Origin of the sequence: Streptomyces sp. NPDC101225 (genome assembly GCF_044767585.1) — a bacterium.
In the GTDB taxonomy this organism is placed as follows: Bacteria; Actinomycetota; Actinomycetes; order Streptomycetales; family Streptomycetaceae; genus Streptomyces.
In genome coordinates, this window is sequence record NZ_JBIWOE010000030.1 from 86,952 (window position 1) to 112,784 (window position 25,833).

Sequence of the window (25,833 nt, forward strand, 5' to 3'; positions counted from 1 at the left end):
GCACCAGGGAGCTGTATTCCATGAGCGCCGAGACTCCTGCCGAGCCCGCCGGCCAGTTCAGTCGCCGGAGGGTGCAGTTCCGCGCCTGGCGGGGCGAGCGGCCGTTCTGGGCCGGCCTGTTCGTCATGCTCGCCGGACTCCCCATCGCCTACTTCCCCTACGCCCACCTCCAGGTGGGCCACCTGACGCTGGCGATGGCCACGACCGCGGGTGCCGGGTCCCTGATCATCGGCGTACTGCTCGTCGTCCTGGGCTTCAGCCTGTGGTTCCAGAAGCACGTGCGCACGTTCGCGGGCATCGCGGCGATCCTGCTGGGGCTGGTCTCCATCCCGGTGTCGAACATCGGCGGCTTCCTGATGGGCTTCCTGCTCGCGCTGGTCGGCGGCGCCATGGCCGTGGCCTGGGCCCCGGGCGAGCCGCCCGCCGAGGAGGCACGGGAGGACGGCCCGGCGACGGGCGGCGCCCCCGCGGCCGCGGACCCGGACACAGCCGTCCTCAAGCCCGTGGTGGACGAGCCGAACGATCTGTCAGGAACGAGCCCGGCCAACGGGGCGAACGGGAGGCACAGTGCCGGCTGACGAGGTGATCCACGGGGCCGATGTGGACGAGTCCCGTGTGAGATCCGGGCCGCGCCACGCGGCCCCCAGGAAGCCGCTGTTCACCAGGTTCCACATGCCGGCCGGCAAGGCGATAGCCATGGCGGCGATGCCGACGGCGGTCCTCGTGGGGATGGGCTTCACGTCCTCGCTCGCCCTCGCGGACAGCGGTGGCTCCTCGCCGTCCCCCACGGCGAAGAGCCTGACCGCGGACGAGTACAAGGACTGCGTGGCCGCACTGGACGCCGCCTCGGCCTCGCCGTCGCCGTCCGCCTCGGAGAGCACGACGCAGGACAAGGCGACGCCGTCGCCCTCGTCCACCGCGGACACGTCGAAGGAGTCCTCGAAGAGCTCCACGGGCTCCACGGGCTCGTCGTCGGACTCGGGTTCGGCCGGCAAGGCCACGCCCACGCCCACGCCGTCCGCCACGGACAGCTCGAAGGACACGTCGAGCGGTGACACCGCCTCGCCGAGCCCGTCCGCGTCCGAGAGCAGCGGAGGCGGCGGCGGTCTGCTGAGCGACGTCGGCGACGCGCTCGGCAGCCTGCTGGGCGGCGGCGGTTCGTCGTCGAGCACGAGCGCGACGCCGTCCGCGACCGCCTCGCCGAGCGCGAGCGCGAGCAAGGACACGTCGTCCTCGGACACGGGCCTGGCGGGCGCGGTCAAGGACACGACCAAGAAGGTCACCGACACGGTCGACAGCACCGTGAAGGACACGACCGACAAGGTGTCCAAGGCGGCCGGCGACGCGACCGAGGCGGCCCGGAAGGCGGCCGACACGGCCACCTCCTCGGCGAGCCCCTCGCCGAGCTCCAGCGCGGACGCGGGGAACTGCCCCACCGCCACGGAGGACATGAGCGGCGTCGACAACAAGGTGCCGGTGGCGGACGACCCCTGGTACCTGAACGCCAGCTCGCTGCTGCTGAAGGGCGCCGACTACAAGGGCGTCGTCGAGGTGAAGACGGCCAACGGCACCACCAAGAAGGTGCTGAAGTACATCATCTCCGGCGGCACCGACATCGGCGACCTGCACCAGACGGTGAAGGACAAGCAGCAGGGCAAGACCTACCACGTGCAGGCCGGATCGGGGACGACGTCCACCATCCGCGACGGCGACACGACGATGTACACGGAGTCCATCTCCGGGAACCTCTTCGGTCTGATCCCGATCACGTTCAGCCCGGACAGCCCGCCGCCGCTGAACATCCCGCTGATCTACTTCACCCACGTCAAGGTCGTCCAGGCCGCGCAGTTCGGCGGAACCCTGCACGTGCCGGGTATGCACGTGTACACGACCGACGGAACCGGCTGAGCGCCGCCACAGACCCGTTCGGGAGCCGCGCAAGGCCTGAGGGCGCCCCCTGTCGCAGGGGGCGCCCTCAGCGCCGTGGAAGGGCCGTCAAGGCAGCCTGCCGGTCCGTCAGTTGCTGCCGCCGATGTGGTGGACGCGGAGCATGTTGGTGGTGCCGGGGACGCCCGGAGGCGAGCCGGCGGTGATGATGACGATCTCGCCCGGCTGGAAGCGGTTGATCTTGGCGATCTCCTGGTCGACCATGTCGACCATCTCGTCCGTGGTGTTCACGAAGGGCACGACGTGCGACTCCACGCCCCAGCTGAGCGTCAGCTGGTTGCGGGTGTCCTCGTCGGTGGTGAAGGCGATGATCGGCTGCTGGGCGCGGTAGCGCGACAGCCGGCGGGCGGTGTCGCCGGACTGGGTGAAGGCCACCAGGCCGGTGCTGCCCAGGAAGTCGGCGATCTCGCACGCGGCGCGCGCGACCGAACCACCCTGCGTCCGCGGCTTCTTGCCCGGCACGAGCGGCTGCAGGCCCTTGCTCAGCAGCTCCTCCTCGGCCGCGGCGACGATCTTCGACATCGTCTTCACGGTCTCGACCGGGTAGGCGCCCACGCTGGACTCGGCGGACAGCATGACCGCGTCCGCGCCGTCCAGGATCGCGTTGGCGACGTCGGAGGCCTCGGCGCGCGTGGGCCGGGAGTTGGTGATCATCGACTCCATCATCTGGGTCGCCACGATCACCGGCTTGGCGTTGCGGCGGCACAGCTCGATGAGGCGCTTCTGCACCATGGGGACCTTCTCGAGCGGGTACTCGACGGCCAGGTCGCCGCGGGCCACCATGACGGCGTCGAACGCCATCACGACGTCCTCCATGTTGTCCACCGCCTGCGGCTTCTCCACCTTGGCGATGACGGGGACCCGGCGGCCCTCCTCGTCCATCACCTTGTGGACGTCGGCCACGTCCCTGGCGTCCCGCACGAAGGACAGCGCGACCATGTCGCAGCCCATGCGCAGCGCGAAGCGGAGGTCCTCGACGTCCTTCTCGCTCAGCGCGGGCACGTTGACGGCCGCGCCGGGCAGGTTGATGCCCTTGTGGTCGGAGACGACACCGCCCTCGATGACGATCGTCCTGACCCGCGGACCGTCGACGTCCAGGACCTTCAGCTCGACGTTGCCGTCGTTGATCAGGATCTGGTCGCCGCGGTCGACGTCGCCGGGCAGGCCCTTGTACGTCGTGCCGCAGACGGACTTGTCGCCCGCGACGTCCTCGGCGGTGATGACGAACTCGTCACCGCGCTCGAGCTCGACCGGGCCCTCGGCGAAGGTCTCCAGACGGATCTTCGGGCCCTGCAGGTCGGCCAGGACACCGATGGCCCGGCCCGTTTCCTTGGACGCGGCCCGGACGCGGTCGTACCGCGCCTGGTGCTCGGCGTGCGTACCGTGGCTGAAGTTGAACCTGGCCACGTTCATTCCGGCCTCGATCATCGAGACCAGCATGTCGTGTGAGTCGACCGCGGGGCCGAGAGTGCAGACGATTTTCGAACGGCGCATGGGGGCGATCCTATCGGTTTGTTTCGCCACGGAATATTCCGTCTGGCGGAAGATACAAATGGGCGGGTCCGCGCTCAGGCGTGTTACTGAGGTGTATTCCTCGGCCGTCGCCGCCTAACTGTTCTTCGCGACCAGTTCGTAGGTCTGTGTGGCGATCTCCAGTTCCTCGTCGGTCGGCACCACCGCGACCGCCACGCGCGCGTGCGCCGGCGAGATCAGCCGTGGTTCGTCACTGCGTACGGCGTTGCGTTCCCCGTCCACCGCAAGGCCCAGGTCCTCCAGCCCCGCGACGGCAGCCTCCCGCACCTCACTCGCGTTCTCCCCGACTCCCGCGGTGAAGGCGATCGCGTCCACCCGGCCGAGTACGGCGCAATAGGCGCCGATGTACTTCTTCAGCCGGTGAATGTATATGTCGAAGGCGAGTTGCGCCTCTTCGTCACCTTCGTCGATCCGGCGCCGGATCTCCCGCATGTCGTTGTCGCCGCACAGGCCGAACAGACCGCTCCTCTTGTTGAGAAGAGTGTCGATCTCGTCCATGGACATTCCGCCAACCCGGGCCAAATGGAAGATGACGGCCGGATCCACATCACCGGATCGCGTACCCATCACCAGCCCCTCCAAAGGCGTCAGCCCCATGGAGGTCTCCACGCACCGGCCCTTCTCGACCGCGGACGCCGAGGCGCCGTTGCCCAGGTGCAGCACGATGACGTTCACCTCGGACGGGTCCTTGCCGAGCAGCCGGGCGGTCCGGCGCGAGACGTAGGCGTGCGAGGTGCCGTGGAAGCCGTAGCGGCGGATGCGGTACCGGTCGGCGACCTCCGGGTCGACGGCGTAGCGGGCCGCGGACTCCGGCATGGTCGTGTGGAACGCCGTGTCGAAGACCGCGACCTGCGGCAGGTCGGGGCGCAGCGCCCGCGCGGTGCGGATGCCGGTGAGGTTCGCCGGGTTGTGCAGCGGGGCGACCGGGATCAGCCGCTCGATCTCGGCGAGCACCTCGTCGTCGATCACCGTGGGCTCGGTGAAGGACATCCCGCCGTGCACCACCCGGTGCCCGATGGCCGCCAGGTCGGGCGAGTCCAGGCCCAGGCCGTCGTGGTCCAGCTCCTCGGCGACCGCCTTGAGGGCCGCGTCGTGGTCGGCGATCGGCCCGGAGCGCTCGCGGGTGTCGCCGGAGGCCAGGCAGGTGTGCCTCAGCCGCGAGGTCTGCTCGCCGATCCGCTCGACGAGACCGGCGGCCAGCCGGCTGCCCGCCCGCATGTCGAGCAGCTGGTACTTCACCGACGACGAGCCGGAGTTGAGGACGAGGACGCGGGACGCGCTCACTGGGCGGCTGCCCTTTCGTTCGAGTTCTGGGCCTGGACGGCGGTGATGGCGACGGTGTTGACGATGTCCGAGACGAGGGCGCCCCGGGACAGGTCGTTGACCGGCTTGCGCAGGCCCTGCAGCACCGGCCCGACCGCGATGGCGCCGGCCGAACGCTGCACGGCCTTGTAGGTGTTGTTGCCCGTGTTCAGGTCCGGGAAGATCAGCACGCTCGCCTGGCCCGCCACCTCGGAGCCCGGCAGCTTGGTGGCCGCGACGCTCGGCTCCACGGCGGCGTCGTACTGGATCGGCCCCTCGATCATGAGGTCGGGGCGCCGCTGCCGCACCAGCTTCGTCGCCTCCCGCACCTTGTCGACGTCGGCGCCCGTGCCGGAGGTGCCCGTCGAGTACGACAGCATCGCGATCCGCGGCTCCACGCCGAACTGCGCCGCCGTGGCAGCCGACTGGACGGCGATGTCGGCCAGCTGCGCCGCGTCCGGGTCGGGGTTCACCGCGCAGTCGCCGTAGACGAGGACCTTGTCGGCGAGGCACATGAAGAACACGGACGAGACGATGTCGGTGTCCGGCTTGGTCTTGATGATCTCGAAGGCGGGCCGGATGGTCGCGGCGGTCGAGTGCACCGAACCGGACACCATGCCGTCGGCCAGCCCCTGCTCGACCATCAGCGTGCCGAAGTAGTTCACGTCGGAGACGACGTCGTAGGCCAGCTCGACGGTGACGCCCCTGTGCGCGCGGAAGTGGGCGTACTTCTCGGCGAAGGAATCGCGCAGCTCGCTGGTGGCGGGGTCGATCAGCTCGGTGCCGCCCAGGTCGATGCCGAGGTCGGCGGCCTTCTTGCGGATCTGCTCGACCGGGCCGAGCAGGGTGAGGTCGCAGACCCCCCGGCGCAGCAGCACCTCGGCGGCGTGCAGGACGCGCTCCTCGGTGCCCTCCGGGAGGACGACCCGCCGCCTGTCGGTGCGCGCCTGCTCCAGCAGCTTGTGCTCGAACATCATCGGGGTGACGCGGTCGCTGCTGGGCGCGGAGACCCGCTCCAGGAGGTCGGCGGTGTCCACGTAGCGTTCGAACAGGCCGAGCGCGGTCTCCGCCTTGCGCGGGGTGGCCGCGTTCAGCTTCCCCTCCAGGGAGAAGAGTTCGGCGGCGGTGGGGAAGCTGTTGCCGGCCACCGAGAGGACCGGGGTCCCGGGGGCGAGGCGGCCGGCGAGGGTGAGGATCTCGGCGCTCGGCACCTCGTTCAGAGTCAGCAGCACACCGGCGATCGGCGGGGTGCCGGCGCTGTGCGCGGCCATCGCGCCGACGACGAGATCGGCGCGGTCCCCGGGGGTGACGACCAGACAGCCCGGGGTCAGCGCGGCGAGGAAGGTGGGCAGCATCGCGCCGCCGAAGACGAAGTCGAGGGCGTCGCGCGCCAGTCCGGAGTCGTCGCCGAGCAGCACCTTGGCGCCGAGGGCCTGGGCGATCTGGGAGACGGTGGGCGCGGAGAGGGCGGGCTCGTCCGGGACGGCGTAGCACGGCACCGGGAGCCGGGCGCCGAGCCTGCGCGCGATCTCGTCCCGGTCGTCGCGGGCGACCCGGTTGGCCACCATGGCCAGGACGTCGCAGCCCAGCCCCTCGTAGGCCCGGTAGGCGTTGCGCGTCTCGGCGAGCACGGACTCGGCGCTCTGCCCGCGGGCGCCGACCACCGGGATCACCGACGCCCCGAACTCGTTGGCGAGCCGGGCGTTCAGCGACAGCTCGTCGGGGAGCTGGGTGTGGGCGTAGTCCGTACCGAGGACGAGGACCACCTCGTAGTCGCGCGCGACCGCGTGGAAGCGGTCGACGAGCGTCGACACCAGCTCGTCCGTGCCCTGTTCGGCCTGGAGGGCGGACGCCTCGTGGTAGTCCATGCCGTGGACCGTGGCCGGGTCCTGGGACAGCCGGTAGCGGGAGCGCAGCAGTTCGAAGAGGCGATCGGGGATGTGGTGGACGAGCGGCCGGAACACCCCGACCCGGTCGACCTGCCGGGTCAGCAGCTCCATGACCCCCAGTTCGGCTATCTGGCGGCCGTCGCCGCGGTCGATTCCGGTCACGTACACGCTGCGCGTCACGCGTGCTCTCCGTTTCGTCTGGCGTCTGGCGTCGGGCGAGGGCTCGCGACATCGCCCACCGGGGTGAGCGGAATGTTCTTGACAATACCCCCGTGGCTGGATAAGGCGCCCATCAGCCCAGGTCCCCGCGGCCGGGGCCCGCGGCCCCGTGCGGCGGCCGGAGGGGTCCGGCACCCCCGTGCCGGACATGAAACAATCGGACCGGCTCACCGGTACCGAAAGCAAGCAGGAGACACAGCACGATGCGCATCGGAGTTCTCACCGCAGGCGGAGACTGCCCCGGCCTGAACGCCGTGATCCGGTCGGTCGTGCACCGCGCCGTCGACAGCTACGGCGACGAGGTGATCGGTTTCGAGGACGGCTACGCCGGCCTGCTGGACGGGCGCTACCGCACCCTGGACCTGGAGTCGGTCAGCGGCATCCTGGCCCGCGGCGGCACCATCCTCGGCTCCTCCCGCCTGGAGCGCGACCGGCTGCGCGAAGCCTGCGAGCGGGCCGAGGACATGGTTGAGGCCTTCGGCATCGACGCGCTCATCCCCATCGGCGGCGAGGGCACGCTCACGGCCGCGCGCATGCTGTCCGACGCCGGCCTGCCGGTGGTGGGCGTCCCCAAGACGATCGACAACGACATCTCCTCCACCGACCGCACCTTCGGCTTCGACACGGCGGTCGGCGTCGCCACCGAGGCGATGGACCGCCTGAAGACCACGGCCGAGTCCCACCAGCGCGTGATGGTGGTCGAGGTCATGGGCCGGCACGCGGGCTGGATCGCGCTGGAGTCCGGCATGGCGGCCGGCGCGCACGGCATCTGCCTGCCCGAGCGGCCCTTCGACCCCGCCCACCTGGTGAAGATGGTCGAGGAGCGCTTCTCCCGCGGCAAGCGGTTCGCCGTCGTGTGCGTGGCGGAGGGCGCCCACCCGGCCGAGGGCACCATGGACTACGGCCACGGCGAGATCGACCAGTACGGCCACGAGCGCTTCCAGGGCATCGGCACGGCGCTGGCCTACGAGCTGGAGCGGCGCCTCGGCAAGGAGGCCAAGCCGGTCATCCTCGGCCACGTCCAGCGCGGTGGCGTCCCGACGGCGTACGACCGGGTCCTCGCCACCCGCTTCGGCTGGCACGCGATGGAGGCGGCGCACCGCGGCGAGTTCGGCAGGATGACGGCGCTGCGCGGCACCGACATCGTGATGGTGCCGCTCGCGGAGGCGGTCACCGAGCTGAAGACGGTGCCGAAGGACCGCATGGACGAGACGGAGTCGGTCTTCTAGGGCACGTCCGGGGCGCGTTTCGACAGGAGCGCCGTCCGCTCGAAGGGCGGGGCGGGCGGGATTTTCGAAGCACGCCCCAGCCCTGCGTCCCTACGCGGAGTTGTCCTGGACGGCGGCCCAGAAGTGGTCGACGATCCGCTCCAGGAAGTCGCGTCCGGCGTCGCTCGACTCGCTCGCCGAGCTCGTGGTGCCCCAGCTCAGCGAGGCGATCATCTGCCCCTGGTAGTCCTGGTGCAGCTGCTGGAGGGAGTCCTCCAGCAGCCGCCGGTCCAGAGGGACCGTTTTCGCCACGGGACGGACGTAGCCCTGCCAGCGCGTGGTCACGGCGCTGCGGAGCATCTCGGCGAGCTTCGCCTCGCGTCCGGTGACGGTGACGAAGTCCGGGAGCGACAGCTTCAGCAGCTCGGCCAGGGCGGCGGACTGGCGCTCGGTGCCGCGCCAGACGCCGTCCTCCATGTGGAGATAGGCGGGCAGTTCGAGCCCGGCGGCGCGGGCGACGTCCTCGGGGGCGAGGCCGCGGGCGATGCGGTGCTCGCGCAAGGTGCGCGGCCTTCCGATGAGTTCACCGGGGGAGCACCACAACACCCCGGCCAGCGCGCCGAGTTCGGGGCTGGTGGGGGAGACGTGCCCGCGCTCCCAGGCGACGACCAGGTCCGCCGTGACGTACGGCAGCCCGTACGAGGTGCGCAGGCCGTGGGCGACGTGTTCGGGACTCATGGCGAGCGCGGCGCGCAGCCGTCGGGCGGCGAGGGCGTCGAAGGGCGGGGCGGGCTGGTTCGGGCGGGTCGGACGTGGGAACACGCGGGCCAACGTAGGCGCGCGGTGACGCGGTGACTACGGTCTGTTCAGCCAGGATCACGGATTGTAGGAACGTACGGATTCGGCCACCTGTGCGGTCCGTAGAGAGTGACCTGAAGATCGTCTTCCGCTGGGGCGGGCGGGCCGGAGCGGTCCCCCGGCCGGGCCGCCCCAGCGCCGGCGCATGTGTGAACGTCAAGCTCGAAGGGCATATGCGGGGGCGACGGGCGGCACCCCGACCTGAGGGGTCTCGTGGCGCGCGGCGCGGGCGCGCGGCCGCGGACGTCGCGCGCGCGGGCGGACGCCGGAGGCGAGTGCGCCACGGCCGGCCCGGCGAGCGGCCTTCCGGGAGCCGGCGGGCCGCGGCTCGTTTCCGACCTCGCGCCGCCGTACGTCACCCCTTGACCGCTCCGCCCAGCGCGAAGCCGCTGCCCAGCCGGCGGGAGATCAGCACGTACAGCAGGATCACCGGCGTCGAGTAGACGATCGAGAACGCGGCCAGCTGCCCGTACGCCACCATCCCCCGGTTGCCGAAGAACTCGTTGATGCTCACGCTCGCCGGCATCTGGTCCGGGGTGAGCAGAAGCATGAAGGGGACGAAGAAGTTTCCCCACATCAGGACGAAGGAGAAGACGGTGACGACCGCGAGGCCCGGGCCCATCAGGGGCAGGACGATGCGGGCCAGGGACTGCATCGACGACGCCCCGTCGGTCCAGGCCGCCTCCTCCAGCTCCTTCGGCACGCCGTCCATGAAGTTCTTCATCAGCCAGATGGCGAAGGGGAGTTGGGAGGCGGCGAAGAACAGGATGGTGCCCTGCATGGTGTCGATCAGGTTCACCTGCACGAACAGCGCGTACACCGGCACCATGATCGCCGTGATGGGCAGGCTGGTGGCGAACAGGATGGTCAGCAGGAAGGGGCGGTTCAGACGCGAGCGGAAGCGCGAGAGCGGGTACGCCGCCAGGGCCGCGCACGCCACCGTCAGCAGTGTCGCGCCGCCGCACAGGATCAGGCTGTTCAGCAGCGGGGTGAAGGTGATGTCCTGGGTCAGGATCGCGTCGAAGTTTGACCAGGTGACACCGTCCGGGGCCTTCACGCGGAGGTCCGCGTGCGGGTCCACCGACGACAGCAGCACCCAGGCGAGCGGCAGCGCGAAGGCGGCCGCCACCACCAGCAGGCCGATGTCGGCGGCCAGCCGGCGGCTTCGGCGGCGGGAGGCGAGGGTGAGGGCCATGGTGTCCGTCAGACCTCCGTCCGCAGCAGGCGCAGATAGACGAGGGAGAACAGCGAGCCCACCAGGAGCAGCAGCAGGGCGACGGCGGTGCCGTAGCCGATCATGCTGTTCCGGAAGGCCTGTTCGTACATGAACAGGGGGAGGGTCTGGCTCCTGTTGCCCGGACCGCCCCTCGTCATCACCCAGATCAGCCCGAAGACCGACAGGGTCTGAAGGGTGTTGAGCATCAGGTTGGTGCCGATGGAGCGGCGGATCATCGGCAGCGTGATGTGCCACATACGGCGCCAGCCGCCCGCGCCGTCGACCTGAGCCGCCTCGGTGATCTCCTGGGGGATCTCGTTCAGGGCGGCCGAGTAGACCAGCATCGAGAAGGCCGTGCCGCGCCACACGTTGGCGAACGACACCGCCAGGATCGGCAGGGTGAACAGCCAGTTCTGGGACGGGAGATGGAGTCGGTCCAGGATGGCGTTCAGGGTGCCCTCGCGGCGGAAGAAGGCGTAGAGGAGGAAGCCGGCGACGACCTCCGGCAGGACCCACGCGGTGATGACGACGCCGCCGGCCAGGGTGCGGACGGGCTTCGAGGCGCGCTGCATCAGGGTGGCCAGGGCCAGGCCGAGGGTGTTCTGGCCGAGGAGCGAGGAGACGACCGTGAACACGAGCGTCAGCCATACGGCGTTGATGAACTCGTCGTCCCCGAAGGCCTTGCGGAAGTTGGCCAGGCCGACGAAGGAGGAGTGGGCCTGGCCGGTGAGCTGGAGGTCGGTGAAGGCGATGTAGGCGCAGTAGGCGATCGGCCCCGCGAGGAACAGCAGGAGCAGGACCAGCGCGGGCGCCACCGGCAGGGCCCGGATCAGCCCGCGGCCCACGGGTGGGCGCGGCCGCCGCGCCTGGCGGGGAACCGGCGGGCCCGGGGGGACCCCGGTGGTCTTCGGGCCCGCCCCGGTGTGCGGAGTTGCTGCGGTCATCGGTGGTGGCCGCCGATCACTTCTGGACGACCTGGTCGCCGGTGGCGTCCTTGAGCGCGTCGTCGTAGGCGCTCGCCGCCTTGTCGACGGACGTGTCGCCCGTCGTCACGCCCTCCATCGCCTCCTGGATCGCCGTGGAGACCTTCGGGTACGCCGGGTAGGCGGGCCGGTAGTGGGTGCTGGCGACCAGGTCGGTGAAGAACTTGATCCCGGGCTGCGCCGTGGCGTACGCGGGGTCGTCCGCCACGTCCTTGCGGACCGCGATGCCGGAGTTGGCGATGTACCACTTCTGCGCGTTGGCCTTGGTCTGCATCGTCCTGATGAAGTCGAAGGCCAGGTCGGGGTTGCCCGCCTTGGCGGGGATCGCCCAGGTCCAGCCGCCGGACATGCTCACCTTGCCGGGTGCCTGGCCGTGCTGCGTGGGCATGGGGGCGAGGCCCAACTCGCTCGACCAGCCGGGCCATTCGTGCCCGCTGCCCTTCAGCCAGGCCTGCGGCAGCCACGAGCCGTCGAGGTCGATGCCCAGTGTGTGCTTGGGCAGCATCTCGCCGGCCACGAGGGTCTGGATGTTGGGGTCGAGGGCGGTGGCGACGTCGGTGCCGAGCTTCTCCCGGTAGACCGTGTGGAGGAAGTCGAGGGAGTCCCTGAAGCCCTGGCCGCCGGCGATCCACTTCTTGGCGGACGTGTCGTAGAGCGGGTCCGAGGTGCCGTCGCCGGTGCCGTACAGGAGCATCTCGAAGCCCTGCATGGTGGCGGCCTCACCGGCGGCCTTGCCGGTGTAGACGTTCAGGGGGGTGACGCCCGGGACCTTCTTCTTGATCGTGCGGGCGGCGTCGAGGACCTCGTTCCAGTTCTTCGGCTGCCAGTCCGCAGGCAGGCCGGCCTTCTTGAAGATGCCCTTGTCGAACCAGAGGCCGCGGGTGTCGGTGCCGTCCGGGACGCCGTACGTCTTGCCGTCCTCGGCCTTGGCCGCGGCCTTCGCCGTGTCGATGAACTGGCTCCAGTCGGGCCACTGGGCGAGATACGGGTCGAGCGGCTTCAAGTACCCGCTGGTGATGTCGGAGTTGATGAGGAAGGTGTCCTCGTAGACCAGGTCCGGAGCGGTCTTGGGGGAGCGGAGCATCTGCTGGAGCTTGGTGTAGTACTCCGAGTCCGGGGCCTTGATCGGGACCAGTTCGACCTTCTTGCCGGGGTACTTCTTCTCGAACTGCTTCTTCATGTCGGCGAGATACGTGTCCATCACGCGGATCGAGTTGTCCGTCGACTGCTTGAAGGAGACCCGCACGGTGTCCGGGTCGCTGCCGGAGCCGCTCCCGCACGCCGTCAGGGCACTTGCGGACAGGGTGAGGGCAACCAGCGTGATGAGAGGGGCGGTTGAGCGGGGGCGGGCGGCGGTGGGGCGCACGAGCACGACCTCCTACTGGCCTACGACACTGTCGGCCGATGGATGTGCGGTGAACGTAGGAGGAGTGGTCTAGTCAGGTCAATGCGTGTGCGGCGATCTATCGCGGCCGATCCGGCTCTTCTCGCGCCTCCTTCACCCACCGGTACTGCAACTCGGGCCGCCCCACGGTCCCGTACTGCGGATTGCGGGCCGCCCTGCCCGCGTCCACCAGGTGCTCCAGATACCGCCGGGCCGTGATCCGGGAGATCCCCACGCTCTCCGCCAGGCCGGTGGCGGTCAGGCCCTCGGCGCAGTCCCGCAGCGCCACCGAGACCCGCTCCAGGGTCGGTGCGCTCAGGCCCTTGGGCAGTGCGGCGGGGGACGGGGCGCGCAGGGTCGCCAGGGCCCGGTCGACCTCGTCCTGGCCGCTGGCCTCGCCGACCGCGCCGTGGAACTCCGCGTACCGCACGAGCCGGTCGCGCAGGGTCGCGAAGGTGAACGGCTTCAGCACGTACTGGACGACGCCCAGCGACACGCCCTCGCGCACCACGGCCAGGTCGCGTGCCGAGGTCACCGCTATCACGTCCACCTGATGCCCGGCCGCCCGCAGCGACCGCGCGAACTGCAGCCCGTGCACGTCCGGCAGATGCAGGTCCAGCAGCAGCAGGTCCACCGCCGTGCGCTCCATCAGCCGCCGCGCCTCCGCCCCGGTGTGCGCCTTGCCCACCACCACGAACCCCGGCACCCGCCCCACGTACATCACGTGCGCGTCGGCGGCCACGGGGTCGTCCTCCACGACGAGGACCCGAAGGGGCTGCTCGGTCGTCATGCGTCACCTCGGGGCGGGGCGGGGGTGGTTGCGGGGGTGGGTGTCGTCGGCTGCGGGGCGGTGGGCCGGGGGTGTCGGGCGTCGGAGGGGAGGTGTGCGGGGGCGGCCGTCGGGTCGTCCTTCGGGGCGGGGACGCGGTGGGCCGGCGGGGCGGTCATGCGTCACCTCGGGGCGGGGCGGGGATCGTTGCGGGGGTGGTCGCCGGGGTGGGGGTGCTCGCCGGCGGGTGGGAGGTGGCGGGCAGCGGGAGGCGGACCTCGAAGACCGCGCCGCCCTCCCGGCCCTGCGACACCGCCAGGGTGCCCTCGTGGCGGGTGACCGCCTGGCGGACCAGGGCCAGGCCGAGACCGCGCCCGCCGGGACCGGCCGGCTTCGTCGAGAACCCGCGCTGGAACACCCGCTCGGCATGGGCCGGGTCCACCCCCGCGCCGGTGTCCGCCACCCGGATCACCAGCTCGTCCGCCTCCGCGTACGCCGTCACCGTCACCCGGGCGCCGATGCTGCCCTGTGCGGCGTCCACCGCGTTGTCGATCAGGTTGCCGAGGATCGTCACCAGGTCACGCGCGGGCAGGCTCGCCGGGAGCAGGCCGTCGTCGAGGCGGCTGTCCGGCGACACCACCAGCTCCACGCCCCGCTCGTTGGCCTGGGCCGTCTTGCCGAGGAGCAGCGCCGCCAGCACCGGCTCGCTCACCGCCGCCACCACCTGGTCGGTCAGCGCCTGGGCCAGCTCCAGTTCGGCCGTGGCGAACTCGACCGCCTCCTCCGCCCGGCCCAGTTCGATCAGGGAGACCACCGTGTGGAGCCGGTTCGCCGCCTCGTGCGCCTGCGAGCGCAGCGCCTGCGTGAAGCCCCGCTCCGAGTCCAGCTCGCCGGTCAGCGACTGCAGTTCGGTCACGTCCCGCAGCGTCACCACCGAGCCCCGCCGCTCCCCGCCCGACACCGGCGAGGTGTTGACCACCAGCACCCGCTCCGCCGACATGTGCACCTCGTCCACGCGCGGCTCCGAGGCCAGCAGCGCACCCGTCAGCGGCGACGGCAGCCCCAGCTCCGCGACCGACCTTCCCACCGCGTCCTCCCCGGACGGCACCCCGAGCAGTTCCCGCGCGCCGTCGTTGATCAGCGCCACACGGTACTGGCCGTCCAGCATCAGCAGCCCCTCGCGTACGGCGTGCAGCGTGGCCTGGTGGTAGTCGTGCATCCGGCTGAGCTCGCTCGCGTTCATGCCGTGGGTGTGGCGGCGCAGCCGGGCGTTGACGACGTACGTGCCGATCGCGCCCAGCGCGAGCGCGCAGCCCGCCACGCCGACCAGCGCCGACACCTGCCCCTGCACCTGCCGGCTGATCGCCTTCACCTTGATGCCCGCGCTGACCAGCCCGACGATGCGGCGGTGCTCGTCGTAGACCGGCACGACGGCCCGGACCGACGGGCCGAGCGTGCCCGTGTAGGTCTCGGTGAAGGCCGTGCCGCGCAGCGCGGGCGCGATGTTCCCGCGGAAGTGCCTGCCGATCTGCTTCGCGGTCGGGTGGGTCCAGCGGATGCCCTTGGTGTTCATGATCGTGACGAAGTCGACGTCCGCGTCCCGCATCACCTTCAGCGCGTACGGCTGGAGCTCGGCGGTGGGATCCGGGGTCCGGATCGCGGCCGGCACGGACGGGGAGTCCGCGATCGAACGGGACACCGCCATCGCCTGGCGGGCCGCCGCGTCCTCGGCCTGACCCCGGTCGCTGAAGTAGCTGAACAGTGCATATCCGGCCACGAGCACCGCTATGAGCACGGCCTGCATCGCGAACAGCTGGCCGGCCAGGCTCCGGGCTCTCGGGACGGGGATGCGCATGCCGTCAGTGTGCCCGCACGTCCATCGTGAACTAAATGAACGGAAGGGTGACCGCCCTCACACGGCGGGAGATAGTCACCGCATCGGTGAAGCGGCCCCGGAGCCATACGGTTCCGGCCACCGCCAGCCGACCGATCCGCACCCCCATCCCCATCCCCCGGACGTGAGCCGCACGCCGGTGATGCCGACGAAGACGTCAAGGAGGGCATCCGTGGCCGCCAGAACACCCCAGACGGCACCTGCCGCACCCGCTGGGAAGCGGGACCGCACCCACTATCTCTACATCGCCGTCATCATCGCGGTGGCGCTCGGTATCGCGGTGGGCCTGATCTGGCCGGACGCGGCCGTCGAGCTCAAGCCGCTCGGTACGGGCTTCGTGAACCTGATCAAGATGATGATCTCCCCCATCATCTTCTGCACGATCGTGCTCGGCATCGGTTCCGTACGGAAGGCCGCGAAGGTCGGCGCCGTCGGCGGTATCGCCCTCGGCTACTTCCTGGTGATGTCACTGGTCGCCCTGGCCATCGGCCTCGTCGTCGGCAACATCCTGCACCCGGGCGACGGCCTGCACATCACCGATGCGCTCAAGGCCACCGGGCACGACCAGGTCTCCGCCGACGCGCTGCCGCCGGTCGACTTCGTCCTGTCGATCATCCCGGTCACCTTCGTCTCCGCCTTCACCGCGGGCCAGGTGCTGCAGACCCTGCTGGTCGCCCTGCTCGTCGGCTTCGCGCTGCAGGCCATGGGCTCGGCCGGCCAGCCGATCCTGCGCGGCATCGAGCACCTCCAGCGGCTCGTCTTCCGTGTGCTCGCCATGGTCATGTGGGCGGCCCCGATCGGTGCCTTCGGCGCCATCGCGGCGGTGGTCGGCTCCGCCGGTCTCGACGCGCTGAAGAGCCTCGCCGTGCTGATGCTCGGTTTCTACGTCACCTGCTTCCTGTTCGTCTTCGTCGTCCTCGGCGCGCTGCTGCGGGTCGTCGCGGGCCTGAACGTCTTCTCCCTGTTCAAGTACCTGGCCCGGGAGTTCCTGCTGATCCTGTCCACCTCCTCCTCCGAGTCCGCGCTGCCGCGGCTGATCGCGAAGATGGAGCACCTGGGCATCAGCAAGCCGGTGGTCGGCATCACCGTCCCGACCGGCTACTCCTTCAACCTCGACGGCACGATGATCTACATGACCATGGCGTCGCTCTACATCGCGGACGCCCTGGGCACGCCGATGTCCATCGGCGAGCAGATCCCGCTGCTGCTCTTCCTGCTGCTGGCCTCCAAGGGCGCGGCGGGCGTCAGCGGCGCCGGTCTCGCGACGCTGGCCGGCGGTCTTCAGTCGCACAAGCCCGCGCTGGTGGACGGCGTCGGCCTGATCGTCGGCATCGACCGCTTCATGAGCGAGGCGCGCGCCCTGACCAACTTCGCGGGCAACGCCGTGGCCACGGTCCTGATCGGCACCTGGACCAAGGAGATCGACACCGGCCGCGTCCGGCAGGTCCTCGCCGGTGACCTGCCCTTCGACGAGACGACGCTCCTGGACGAGGACGCGCGGCCGCAGGCCGAGGTGCCCGAGCAGGGCGGCGAGAAGGAACTCGCGAAGGCCTGAGCCCGGCACCGGGCGGCCGGGTCCCGACCCGCGGACCCGGCCGCCCGGCCTTGGCGTGCCGGGCCGCCCGCCGGCATCCGGACTCTCACCTGTCTCTTACCGTCATCCACTAAGGTGCGCCGCCGGTCCGGTACGGACGCACCGCATGCGTTGGAGGCACGGGGGAATGAAGATCGACTGGGACCGGCGTACGTGTGCGCGCAAGGGCCACGTCACCTATGCGCCGGACGATCCGCGCCTGCGGGTGCGGCTGCACGCCGAGACCGCGCTCGGCGAGGTCTGGCGCTGCCTGCGCTGCGGCGACTTCGTGCTCGGCGAGCCCCACGGATCGGGGCCGGCGGACCACGCGCCCCTCGTGCCGCGCGGCAAGGTGCTGCGCGACCTGTTCATCCTGCGCTTCCTGGCGATCGAGCGGGCCGTGCGCGGTGTGTTCATCGTGCTGGTCGCGCTGGCGGTGTGGAAGTTCAGCAACAGCCAGGACTCGGTGCGCAGGCTCTTCGACGAGTACCTCGACGTCTTCCGGCCGGTCTTCCGGCACTTCCACTACGACCTCGACCACTCGCCGGTCGTGGGCACCATCCAGAAGACCTTCGGCTACCGGCACGACACCCTGCTGCTGGTCGCCGGACTGCTGCTCGCCTACGCCCTGATCGAACTCGTCGAGGCGGTGGGCCTCTGGTACGCCAAGCGCTGGGCGGAGTACCTCACGGTGGTCGCCACCGCCGCCTTCCTCCCGCTGGAGATCTACGAACTCACCGAGCACATCAGCTGGCTGAAGATCTCCACCCTGGTCCTCAACATCCTCGCCGTCCTCTACATCGCCCTCACCAAGCGCCTGTTCGGCCTCCGCGGCGGTCGCCGGGCCTTCGAGGAGGAGCGCGAGAGCGCGTCCCTGCTGGAGGTCGAGGAGTCGGCGGGGGTCCCGGCGGGAGCCGCCTAGTCCTGGCCGGGAAACTCTGCGGGAGCAGCCTGGTCCTGCGGCCGGGAAGGTCTGCGCGAGCGGGTGAACCTGCCGGGTCGCAGCATCAGGGAGCGGTCGCCGCGGGGATGGTCAGGCCCACGGGTCCGTGGTGCCGTTCGGTGTGCTCCGGGAGCACGCGGGCGGCACGAGGGTCCCCATCGCCCGGTACGGCGCCGTACCGGCCCGGCGCCGTACCGGCGCGGCCGCCGTTGCCCTGACGTCGGCGTCAAGGATTACGGTCGAGGGCATGCGAATCGGCGAGCTGGCCGCCCGGGCCGGGACCACGACGCGAACGCTGCGGTACTACGAGTCGCGCGGGCTGCTGCCCGCGCGGCGCGGCACGAACGGATACCGCAGCTACGACGAGAGCGACCTGAGGCTGCTGCGGCAGATCAGGACGCTCCAGGACTTCGGGTTCGACCTGGAGGAGACGCGGCCGTTCGTGGAGTGCCTGCGGGCCGGACACCCGGAGGGTGACTCCTGCCCGGCGTCGCTCGCCGTCTACCGCCGCAAGCTGGGCGAGCTCGACGCGCTGATCGGCGAGCTCACGGCCGTGCGGGCGACGATCGCCGTGCGGCTGGCCTCGGCCGACGAGCCGCCATTGTGCGAATGGGGAGGGCAGGAACTGTGATCGATGTGACCGACGAGGACTTCACCGCGGAGGTGATCCGCTCCGAACTGCCGGTGCTGGTGGAGTTCACCGCGGACTGGTGCCCGCCGTGCCGGCAGATGGGGCCGGTGCTGCGCGCCCTCGCCGCCGAGGAGGCCGGCCGCCTCAAGGTGGTGCAGCTGAACGTGGACAGCAACCCGACGACCACGAACGCCTACAAGGTGCTGTCGATGCCGACGTTCATGGTCTTCCGCGGCGGTGAGCCCGTGCGGTCGATGGTCGGCGCCCGGCCCAAGAGGCGGCTACTGGAGGAGCTGGCGGACGTCCTCTGAGCGGCCCCGCCCATAAAGAAATCCCCCGAGCAATTGCGCTCGGGGGATTTCTTTGCGTATATTCATTGATTCGCGACTTCAAGGGGATCGAGTCGCGGAGAAGTTCACTGAACGCAGTATATCCGGGCGGGAGCGGAATTGTCAAACACCGAATATCCAGACGATGAAATGCAAGGCGAGCAGGAATTCATCGACGGGCTCCATGCGCGCGTGGACGCCCTGCGCGGCGACACCGAGGCGGGCGTCACCGACGCGCTCGGGCAGGGCAACACGCCCATGCAGGCCCGGCTGGAGCGGGACATCCTCGTCGCCGAGCGCTCCGGCCTGCTCGCGGCGCTGAACGCGGTGGACGGATCACTCTGCTTCGGCCGGATCGACCTCACCGCGGGCGAGACCCACCACATCGGACGCATCGGGCTGCGTACGGACGACGCCGAGCGCACCCCGATGCTGATCGACTGGCGCGCGCACGTCGCCCGGCCCTTCTACCTGGCCACCGGCCACACGCCGATGGGACTGCGCAGGCGCCGGCACATCAGCACCGAGGGCCGTACGGTCACCGGCCTGCACGACGAGATCCTCGACCTCGGGGACCGGGAGCGGACCGGGCACGAGGACCCGACGGGGGACGCCGTGCTGCTCGCCGCGCTCGACGCCGCGCGCACCGGCCGGATGCACGACATCGTGCAGACCATCCAGGCAGAGCAGGACGAGATCATCCGCGCGCCGCACCGCGGGGTGCTGGTGGTCGAGGGCGGTCCGGGCACCGGCAAGACGGCGGTCGCGCTGCACCGGGCCGCGTATCTGCTCTACGAGCACCGGGAGCTGCTCGCCAAGCGGGCCGTCCTCATCGTCGGGCCCAACCCCGCCTTCCTCGGCTACATCGGCGAGGTGCTGCCCTCGCTCGGCGAGACGGGCGTGCTGCTCGCGACCGTCGGGGAGCTGTTCCCCGGTGTGAGGGCGACCGCGAGCGACACCCGTGCGGCGGCGGCGGTCAAGGGCCGCGCCGCCATGGCGGACGTGCTCGCCGGGGTCGTGGCCGACTGGCAGGCACTGCCCGACCCGGTGATCGCGATCGAGCACGACCGCGAGATCCTGATGCTCGACGACGGCCTGGTGAAGGTCGCGCGCGAGCGCACCCGGGCCACGAACCTGCCGCACAACGCGGCCCGCGAGCACTTCGAGGGCCACATCCTCAACACGCTCACCGAGCTGTACGCCGAGCGGGTCGGCACCGACCCCTTCGACGGCACGAACCTGCTCGACCCGGCCGACATCACCCAGATCCGCGACGAGATCGCCGAGAACCCCGAAGTATGGGCGGCCATCGACCAGTTGTGGCCGCGGCTGACCCCGCAGCGCCTGGTCGCGGACTTCCTGGCCGATCCCGTCGGCCACCTCCCCGACGAGGACGCGGCCGCCGTACGCCGGCCGGTGACCCGTCAGTGGACGGTGTCGGACGTACCGCTGCTGGACGAGGCCGCCGAACTGCTCGGTGAGGACGACCGGCTGCGGCGGGCGCGGGCGGAGCGGGAGCGCGAGACGCAGATCGCCTACGCGCAGGGTGTGCTGGACGTCTCGTTCGCCTCGCGCACCTACGAGTTCGAGGACAAGGACGAGGAGGACTCCGAGATCCTGTCCGCGCACGACATCATCGACGCCGAGCGGTTCGCCGAGCGGCAGGAGGAGGACGACCATCGCAGCGCCGCCGAGCGCGCGGCGGCCGACCGGACCTGGGCGTTCGGGCACATCATCGTCGACGAGGCGCAGGAGCTGTCGCCGATGGCGTGGCGGCTGCTGATGCGGCGCAGCCCGACCCGCTCGATGACCCTGGTCGGGGACCCGGCGCAGACCGCGGAGGCGGCGGGCGTCGGCTCGTGGGCGGACATCCTCCACCCGTTCGTCGAGGACCGCTGGGAGCACACCCGGCTCGGGGTCAACTACCGCACACCGGCCGAGATCATGGAGGTCGCGGCGGCGGTGGTGCGGGCCGGGCAGCCGGACTTCGCACCCCCGAGCTCGGTGCGGTCCACCGGCGTACGGCCCTGGGCGCGCGCGACCGACGATCTGCCCGGCGCCGTGGCCAAGGCGGTGGAGGAGCTGACGCCCGCCGAGGGCCGGCTGGCGGTCATCGCGCCACGGCACCTGCACCGGCGGCTGGCCGCACGCCTGGACGGGGTGACGGCGGGGGCGGAGCCCGACCTGACACGCACCGTCGTCCTGCTGGACCCGCGTCAGTCGAAGGGGCTGGAGTTCGACTCGGTGCTGGTGGTGGAGCCGGGGCTGTACGGCACGAGTGATCTCTACGTGGCGCTCACCCGGGCCACGCAGCGGCTCGGCGTGGTGCACAGCCGGGCGCTGCCGCGCGCTGTGGCGGCGGCGTTGGCGTGAGCGGAGCCGGCGGGACCCCCGACCGGCCTGAACGGCCCCGTCCTCGACCGCCGGCCGGGCCGCCATGCCCGGCCGGCGTACCCCCTAGGCGGGCCGCAGCCACACCGTGGCCAGCGGCGGCAGGGTCAGGGTGATGCTGGCCGGGCGGCCGTGCCAGCCCTGGGGTTCGGGCTTGACGATGTCGGGGTTGGTGACGTCGCCGCCGCCGTAGCGGGCGAGGTCGGTGTTGAGGGTCTCGTGCCAGGCCTGGACGTCGTCCGGGACGCCGAGGCGGTAGCCCTGGCGGACGACGGGGGAGAGGTTGGAGACCGACAGCAGCGGGGCGCCGTCGGCGTCGTAGCGGAGGAACGCGAAGACGTTGTCCTCGGCGGCGTCGCCGACGATCCACCGGAAGCCGGCCGGGTCGGTGTCCCGCTGCCACAGCGCGGGGGTGTGCCGGTAGACGGTGTTGAGGTCACGCACCAGGTCGCGCACCCCGCGATGGTCCGCCTCGGCGCCGTAGGCCGGGTCGAGCAGCCACCAGTCCGGGCCGTGGGCCTCCGACCACTCCGCTCCCTGCGCGAACTCCTGGCCCATGAAGAGGAGCTGCTTGCCCGGGTGGGCCCACATGAAGCCCAGGTAGGCACGGAGGTTGGCGCGCTGCTGCCACCAGTCGCCGGGCATCTTCGACACCAGTGAGCGTTTGCCGTGCACCACCTCGTCGTGCGAGATGGGCAGGACGTAGTTCTCGCTGTACGCGTACACCATCGAGAACGTCATCTCGTTGTGGTGGTACTTGCGGTGCACCGGCTCGTGGCTCATGTAGTCCAGCGAGTCGTGCATCCAGCCCATGTTCCACTTCAGGCCGAAACCGAGCCCCCCGAAGCCGCCCGGGCCCCGGTGGTGGGTGGCCCGTGTGACCCCGTCCCAGGCCGTGGACTCCTCGGCGACCGTGACCACACCGGGCACCTCGCGGTACACCGTCGCGTTCATCTCCTGGAGGAAGGCCACCGCGTCCAGGTTCTCCCGGCCGCCGTGCTCGTTCGGCACCCACTGGCCCGGCTCGCGCGAGTAGTCGAGGTAGAGCATGGAGGCGACGGCGTCGACGCGCAGGCCGTCGATGTGGAACTCCCGGCACCAGTAAAGGGCGTTCGCCACCAGGAAGTTGCGCACCTCGCGGCGGCCGTAGTCGAACTCCAGCGTGCCCCAGTCGGGGTGCGCGGAGCGCAGCGGGTCCTCGTGCTCGTACAGGGGACGGCCGTCGAACTCGGCCAGCGCCCAGTCGTCGCGCGGGAAGTGCGCGGGCACCCAGTCCATCACGACGCCGATACCGGCCCGGTGCAGCGCGTCGACCAGGTACCGGAAGTCGTCGGGGGTGCCGAGCCGGGCCGTCGGGGCGTAGAAGCCGGTGACCTGGTAGCCCCAGGAGCCGCCGAAGGGATGCTCGGCGACGGGCATCAGCTCGACATGGGTGAAGCCGAGGTCCTTCACGTACGCCGGCAGCTGCTCCGCGAGTTGACGGTACGTCAGTCCCGGTCGCCAGGACGGCAGATGGACCTCGTAGACGGAGAACGGCGCCTCGTGGGCGGGCCGGTCCCCGCGCTGCTCCAGCCAGGCCGCGTCCTGCCACTCGTGATGGGAGGCGGTGACGACGGACGACGTGTTCGGCGGGGCCTCCGTGCGCCGGGCCAGCGGGTCGGCGCGCAGGGTCTTCGAGCCGTCGGGGCGGGTGATCTCGAACTTGTACAGCTCGCCCTCGCCGATCTCGGGCACGAACAGTTCCCAGACTCCGGAGGAGCCGAGCGAGCGCATCGGATACCCGGTGCCGTCCCAGAAGTTGAAGGTGCCGGCCACGTGCACGCCGCGCGCGTTGGGGGCCCACACCGAGAAGCGGGTGCCGGTCACGCCCTGGTGCGTCATCGGGTGCGCGCCGAGCACCTTCCACAGCTCCTCGTGCCGGCCCTCGCCGATCAGGTGCAGGTCCAGCTCGCCCAGCGTCGGCAGGAAGCGGTAGGCGTCCTCGGTCTCCCGCTCCGAGCCCTCGTAGGTGACCAGGAGCCGGTATCCGGGCGGGACCTCGGACAACTGCAGCAGACCGGAGAAGAACCCGTCCCCGTCGTCGTGCAGGTCCATCCTGAGACCTTCGGCCACGACGGTCACGGACAGCGCGTACGGCCGGAACGCCCGGAAGGCGACTCCGCCGGGCACCCGGTGGGCGCCCAGCACCGTGTGCGGATCGTGATGGGTCCCGGCCAGCAGCCGCCCGCGGTCGGCCGCGTCCAGCGCCGGGGAGACGGGCGCGGGTTCGGGAGCGGCGACGGGGGCCGCCGTGGGGGCCGGGGCCCTCTTCGGCCCGGCGGCCTTCGGCGGCTGCGCGGGGCCGGAGACGGTGACCCGGTCCGAGGCGACGGTGGTCCGCCTGGCGGGAGCCTTCTTGGCCGCCGGCCTCTCGACCGGCGTGCCGGCCGCGGCGCTCTTCTTCGCCGCGGCCTTCGTGGCGGCGGCCTTCTTCGCCGTCGTCCTCTTGGCGGTGGCCTTTTCGGCGGCGGCCGTCGTCGCGGTGGCCTTCTTGGCGGCCGTCTTCTTCGCGGCCGTCTTCCCGGCGGCGGCCGGGGCCGCGGCGGTCTTCTTGGCGGTGGCCTTCTTCGCGGCCGTCTTCTTGGCGGTGGCCTTTTCGGCGGCGCCCGTCGTCGCGGTGGCCTTCTTGGCGGTGGCCTTCTTCGCCGCCGCCTTCTTGGGCGCTGCCTTCGTCGCGCCGGTCTTCTCCGCCGCCGTCGCCTTCGTCGCGCTCGTCCTCTGCGCGCTCGCCTTCTTGGTCGTCTGCTTCGCGGCCGTCGCCTTCTTCGTGGCCGCCTTCTCGGCGGCGGTCTTCGCGGTCGCCTTCTTGACCGGCTTATCGGGTTCGGTCGCCTTCTCCGCGGCCTTCGCGGCCTTTTTCGGATCAGAACCGCTGGACGTGGGGCGGGGGGTCACGGGCGGCGCCTCCTCGGCAAGGTTCAGGTCAGGTCTGTCATGGCGTAACGCTCGATCGCCGCCATCGGTACGGAAAGCCAGTCGGGACGGTGACGGGCCTCGTAGAGGACCTCGTAGATCGCCTTGTCCGTCTCGAAGGCCCGCAGCAGCACCGGGTCGGTGCGTGGGTCGCGGCCGCCGACCTCGGCATACCCGGAGCAGTACGCGGCGCGGCACGCGTCGGCCCAGTCCGGTGCGGGCGCGGGCGCGGAGTGGGCCGCGTAGTCGAAGGAGCGCAGCATCCCCGCGATGTCCCGCACCGTGGGCTGCGGCATCCGCCGCTCGGCCAGCGGACGGGACGGCTCACCCTCGAAGTCGATCAGGCACCACTCGCCGGCCGGCGGGCGCAGGCACTGTCCGAGGTGCAGATCGCCGTGGATGCGCTGCGCGGTCCAGGTCTGGCCCTCCGCGGCCAGATCGGCCAGCGCCGTGAACTCCGAGTGCAGGGCGGGGGCGTACGGCCGCAGCGAGGGCACCGCCTGCGCGGCCGCCTCCAGCCGCTCGGTCATGCCGTCGGCCAGCAGCCGGATCTGCGCATGGCCCAGCGTCACCGTCGGCAGCGCACGGGCCAGCGCGGTGTGCACCTCGGCCGTGGCACGGCCGAGCGACCGCGCCTCGGCGGTGAAGTCCTCGCCCTTGGCCAGCTCGCGCAGCGCCAGCTCCCAGCCGTCCGCCGCGCCCTGCAGGAAGGGCTGGAGGACGCCGAGCACATACGGCTCCTGTTCCTCCGGCAGCTCGGCCCGCAGCCACGCCGTCGGTGCGGGCACCCGGGAGCAGCCCTCGCGGGCGAGGGCCAGCGGCAGTTCCAGGTCGGGGTTGACCCCGGGCACGACCCGGCGCAGCAGCTTCAGGATGAACGTATCTCCGTAGATGACGGAGGAGTTGGACTGCTCGGCGGTCACCACGCGCGGGACCAGCCCGGTACGGATCTCCCGGCCGGGCTCCCGCTCGAAACGGAGCCCGCCGATCCGGGCCTGGGAGCGAAGCGCCTCCAGGAGCAGTTCGGCGGGCCGGGTGTCGTACAGGGCCTCGTACACCGTGTTACCGGCGAGCGGGCCCTGCTCGACATGTCCGATCAGCGCGGGCGCCAGCCGGGGCGGCAGCGCCTCGCGCACGCCTATCAGCAGCTGGTAGCAGTCACCCGGGTGGGGCTCGGCGCCGATCGTGAGCGGCTGATGGGCGCGCACCAGCAGGTGGTACAGGCCCAGCCTGCTGTCGACCGGCAGCAGCTCCGTGGCCGCGACCAGCGAGAATCCGGTGACCGGACGTCCTTTGCCCGCGAACCAGCGTTGCCGTGGCAGCCACTCCCTGAGCAGTGGATCCAGGGACGCGAGCAGGCCAGGGCTCGTCGTGCCGGAAAGTGTGACAGTCTCCGCCATAGTGTCACATTCCTTTCCCCGGGTGGGCGGGGTGCTACTGATGCGTGCCCCGGGTGGGGCAGGAGAAACGCCCCGTCCCGGGATCTTCGAGGCGCTACATCGAGTCCTTCCGGAGCCGGAACCAGTAGAAGCCGTGCCCGCCGAGGGTCAGCAGGTACGGCAGCTCACCGATGGCGGGGAAGCGCACCCCGCCGAACAGCTCGACCGGATGCCGCCCGTTGAACGCCCGCAGGTCCAGCTCGGTGGGCTGGGCGAAGCGGGAGAAGTTGTTCACGCAGAGCACCAGGTCGTCCTCGTACTCCCGCAGGAACGCGATCACCGCCGGGTTGGAGGAGGGGAGCTCGGTGTAGGTGCCGAGGCCGAAGGCCGGGTTCTGCTTGCGGATCTCGATCATCCGGCGGGTCCAGTGCAG

At 71.1% G+C, this 25,833-nt stretch carries 20 protein-coding genes; 8 read left to right on the forward strand and 12 right to left on the reverse strand.

All coding sequences use genetic code 11. From position 1 onward, the window contains the following. Nucleotides 1-20: 20 nt before the first annotated feature. A complete protein-coding gene (locus ACIRPX_RS32690) occupies nucleotides 21-578 on the forward strand; it encodes a DUF6114 domain-containing protein (protein WP_404202014.1) in 558 nt (185 codons plus the stop codon). Beyond that, a complete protein-coding gene (locus ACIRPX_RS32695; RefSeq protein WP_404202016.1) occupies nucleotides 568-1,908 on the forward strand; it encodes a hypothetical protein in 1,341 nt (446 codons plus the stop codon). The genes ACIRPX_RS32690 and ACIRPX_RS32695 overlap by 11 nt, the downstream gene beginning before the upstream one ends. A 108-nt stretch (nucleotides 1,909-2,016) precedes the next feature. On the opposite strand, the gene pyk is transcribed toward ACIRPX_RS32695, so the two are convergent. The 3 genes from pyk to pta form a co-directional block, all read right to left on the reverse strand. Continuing rightward, on the reverse strand, nucleotides 2,017-3,441 hold the full coding sequence (gene pyk / locus ACIRPX_RS32700; RefSeq protein WP_404202018.1) for a pyruvate kinase: 1,425 nt from the start codon (nucleotides 3,439-3,441) through the stop codon (nucleotides 2,017-2,019). Between the two features lie 114 nt (nucleotides 3,442-3,555). After that, complete coding sequence (locus tag ACIRPX_RS32705; protein WP_404202020.1) at nucleotides 3,556-4,764, reverse strand: acetate kinase; 1,209 nt, start codon at nucleotides 4,762-4,764, stop codon at nucleotides 3,556-3,558. Continuing rightward, entirely contained in the window at nucleotides 4,761-6,851 is a 2,091-nt protein-coding gene (pta, locus tag ACIRPX_RS32710) for a phosphate acetyltransferase (RefSeq protein WP_404202022.1), read from the reverse strand. Before pta ends, ACIRPX_RS32705 begins: the two co-directional genes overlap by 4 nt. A 242-nt stretch (nucleotides 6,852-7,093) precedes the next feature. On the opposite strand from pta, the gene ACIRPX_RS32715 reads away from it, so the two are divergent. Further along, the gene (locus tag ACIRPX_RS32715; RefSeq protein WP_404202024.1) at nucleotides 7,094-8,119 is read left to right on the forward strand and encodes an ATP-dependent 6-phosphofructokinase; all 1,026 of its coding nucleotides are present in this window, start codon (nucleotides 7,094-7,096) and stop codon (nucleotides 8,117-8,119) included. A 90-nt stretch (nucleotides 8,120-8,209) separates the two neighbouring features. Here the strand turns inward: ACIRPX_RS32715 and ACIRPX_RS32720 are convergent, their stop codons facing one another. The 6 genes from ACIRPX_RS32720 to ACIRPX_RS32745 form a co-directional block, all read right to left on the reverse strand. Then, nucleotides 8,210-8,920 carry a helix-turn-helix domain-containing protein gene (locus tag ACIRPX_RS32720; RefSeq protein ID WP_404202026.1) on the reverse strand — a complete coding sequence of 237 codons (711 nt, stop codon included), beginning with the start codon at nucleotides 8,918-8,920 and terminating at the stop codon, nucleotides 8,210-8,212. 391 nt (nucleotides 8,921-9,311) lie between these two features. Continuing rightward, entirely contained in the window at nucleotides 9,312-10,151 is an 840-nt protein-coding gene (locus ACIRPX_RS32725; RefSeq protein WP_404202028.1) for a carbohydrate ABC transporter permease, read from the reverse strand. Nucleotides 10,152-10,159: 8 nt separating this feature from the next. Further along, nucleotides 10,160-11,116: a carbohydrate ABC transporter permease gene (locus ACIRPX_RS32730; protein WP_404202030.1), complete on the reverse strand. Its 957-nt coding sequence runs from the start codon at nucleotides 11,114-11,116 to the stop codon at nucleotides 10,160-10,162. 16 nt (nucleotides 11,117-11,132) lie between these two features. After that, on the reverse strand, nucleotides 11,133-12,527 hold the full coding sequence (locus tag ACIRPX_RS32735; protein WP_404202032.1) for an extracellular solute-binding protein: 1,395 nt from the start codon (nucleotides 12,525-12,527) through the stop codon (nucleotides 11,133-11,135). 91 nt (nucleotides 12,528-12,618) lie between these two features. Then, nucleotides 12,619-13,329 (reverse strand): response regulator, encoded by a 711-nt coding sequence (locus ACIRPX_RS32740; RefSeq protein WP_404202034.1) that lies wholly within the window; start codon nucleotides 13,327-13,329, stop codon nucleotides 12,619-12,621. Between the two features lie 154 nt (nucleotides 13,330-13,483). After that, nucleotides 13,484-15,163 carry an ATP-binding protein gene (locus ACIRPX_RS32745; protein WP_404202036.1) on the reverse strand — a complete coding sequence of 560 codons (1,680 nt, stop codon included), beginning with the start codon at nucleotides 15,161-15,163 and terminating at the stop codon, nucleotides 13,484-13,486. A 181-nt stretch (nucleotides 15,164-15,344) separates the two neighbouring features. Here ACIRPX_RS32745 and ACIRPX_RS32750 point away from each other — a divergent pair, with 181 nt between their 5' ends. The 5 genes from ACIRPX_RS32750 to ACIRPX_RS32770 all read left to right on the forward strand — a co-directional run bounded on the left by ACIRPX_RS32750 (nucleotide 15,345) and on the right by ACIRPX_RS32770 (nucleotide 21,051). Next, nucleotides 15,345-16,757: a cation:dicarboxylate symporter family transporter gene (locus tag ACIRPX_RS32750; RefSeq protein WP_404202058.1), complete on the forward strand. Its 1,413-nt coding sequence runs from the start codon at nucleotides 15,345-15,347 to the stop codon at nucleotides 16,755-16,757. A gap of 166 nt (nucleotides 16,758-16,923) precedes the next feature. Then, nucleotides 16,924-17,697 (forward strand): DUF2127 domain-containing protein, encoded by a 774-nt coding sequence (locus ACIRPX_RS32755; RefSeq protein WP_404202038.1) that lies wholly within the window; start codon nucleotides 16,924-16,926, stop codon nucleotides 17,695-17,697. A gap of 268 nt (nucleotides 17,698-17,965) precedes the next feature. Continuing rightward, complete coding sequence (locus ACIRPX_RS32760) at nucleotides 17,966-18,349, forward strand: MerR family transcriptional regulator (protein WP_404202040.1); 384 nt, start codon at nucleotides 17,966-17,968, stop codon at nucleotides 18,347-18,349. After that, complete coding sequence (locus ACIRPX_RS32765; protein ID WP_404202042.1) at nucleotides 18,328-18,660, forward strand: thioredoxin family protein; 333 nt, start codon at nucleotides 18,328-18,330, stop codon at nucleotides 18,658-18,660. Before ACIRPX_RS32760 ends, ACIRPX_RS32765 begins: the two co-directional genes overlap by 22 nt. A gap of 168 nt (nucleotides 18,661-18,828) precedes the next feature. Next, nucleotides 18,829-21,051, forward strand: a complete 2,223-nt coding sequence (locus ACIRPX_RS32770; protein WP_404202044.1) for a HelD family protein — start codon at nucleotides 18,829-18,831, stop codon at nucleotides 21,049-21,051. A gap of 84 nt (nucleotides 21,052-21,135) precedes the next feature. Here the strand turns inward: ACIRPX_RS32770 and glgB are convergent, their stop codons facing one another. The 3 genes from glgB to ACIRPX_RS32785 form a co-directional block, all read right to left on the reverse strand. Further along, the gene (gene glgB / locus ACIRPX_RS32775) at nucleotides 21,136-24,003 is read right to left on the reverse strand and encodes a 1,4-alpha-glucan branching enzyme (RefSeq protein WP_404202046.1); all 2,868 of its coding nucleotides are present in this window, start codon (nucleotides 24,001-24,003) and stop codon (nucleotides 21,136-21,138) included. A 23-nt stretch (nucleotides 24,004-24,026) separates the two neighbouring features. Further along, a complete protein-coding gene (locus ACIRPX_RS32780) occupies nucleotides 24,027-25,421 on the reverse strand; it encodes a phosphotransferase (RefSeq protein ID WP_404202048.1) in 1,395 nt (464 codons plus the stop codon). Nucleotides 25,422-25,515: 94 nt separating this feature from the next. Continuing rightward, nucleotides 25,516-25,833 (reverse strand): alpha-glucosidase C-terminal domain-containing protein (locus ACIRPX_RS32785; RefSeq protein WP_404202050.1); only part of this gene is annotated, 318 nt, incomplete at its 5' end.

Coding starts and splice junctions, on each gene's coding strand:
- ACIRPX_RS32690 (WP_404202014.1), top strand. CDS start 21: ATGAGCGCCGAGACTCCTGCCGAGCCCGCCGGCCAGTTCAGTCGCCGG.
- pyk (WP_404202018.1), bottom strand. CDS start 3,441: ATGCGCCGTTCGAAAATCGTCTGCACTCTCGGCCCCGCGGTCGACTCA.
- ACIRPX_RS32715 (WP_404202024.1), top strand. CDS start 7,094: ATGCGCATCGGAGTTCTCACCGCAGGCGGAGACTGCCCCGGCCTGAAC.
- ACIRPX_RS32725 (WP_404202028.1), bottom strand. CDS start 10,151: ATGGCCCTCACCCTCGCCTCCCGCCGCCGAAGCCGCCGGCTGGCCGCC.
- ACIRPX_RS32730 (WP_404202030.1), bottom strand. CDS start 11,116: ATGACCGCAGCAACTCCGCACACCGGGGCGGGCCCGAAGACCACCGGG.
- ACIRPX_RS32740 (WP_404202034.1), bottom strand. CDS start 13,329: ATGACGACCGAGCAGCCCCTTCGGGTCCTCGTCGTGGAGGACGACCCC.
- ACIRPX_RS32745 (WP_404202036.1), bottom strand. CDS start 15,163: ATGCGCATCCCCGTCCCGAGAGCCCGGAGCCTGGCCGGCCAGCTGTTC.
- ACIRPX_RS32750 (WP_404202058.1), top strand. CDS start 15,345: ATGCCGACGAAGACGTCAAGGAGGGCATCCGTGGCCGCCAGAACACCC.
- ACIRPX_RS32755 (WP_404202038.1), top strand. CDS start 16,924: ATGAAGATCGACTGGGACCGGCGTACGTGTGCGCGCAAGGGCCACGTC.
- ACIRPX_RS32760 (WP_404202040.1), top strand. CDS start 17,966: ATGCGAATCGGCGAGCTGGCCGCCCGGGCCGGGACCACGACGCGAACG.
- ACIRPX_RS32765 (WP_404202042.1), top strand. CDS start 18,328: ATGGGGAGGGCAGGAACTGTGATCGATGTGACCGACGAGGACTTCACC.
- ACIRPX_RS32770 (WP_404202044.1), top strand. CDS start 18,829: ATGCAAGGCGAGCAGGAATTCATCGACGGGCTCCATGCGCGCGTGGAC.
- ACIRPX_RS32780 (WP_404202048.1), bottom strand. CDS start 25,421: ATGGCGGAGACTGTCACACTTTCCGGCACGACGAGCCCTGGCCTGCTC.